Genomic DNA, 275 nt, shown 5'->3' on the forward strand with positions numbered 1-275 from the left:
TTGCTGTGATACGGCAGGTTGTTGGTGTCATCATGCAGTTGGTGCCTGTTTTGATGCCTGTGATTCAACAGATTTTGGGTGCTGTCATGTCTGTGCTGCCACCTATCATCGGCCTTATCCGGTCGCTGATACCAGTCATCATGTCGATTATGCGTGTGGTGGTGCAGGTTGTTTCGGTTGTGTTGCAGGTTGTGGCCCGCATTATTCCGGTTGTGATGCCGATTGTGACGGCTGTGATCGGATTTGTTGCACGTATTCTTGGCGCTGTCGTGTCT

At 50.9% G+C, this 275-nt stretch carries 1 protein-coding gene; it reads left to right on the top strand.

Translation table 11 applies throughout. The features are described from left to right. A partial coding sequence (locus ACTHSL_RS13585) for a hypothetical protein (protein WP_440381719.1) occupies positions 1-275 on the top strand: 275 nt, incomplete at both ends.

The organism is Neisseria sp. P0008.S010, from assembly GCF_051962715.1.
Lineage (GTDB): Bacteria > Pseudomonadota > Gammaproteobacteria > Burkholderiales > Neisseriaceae > Neisseria > Neisseria elongata.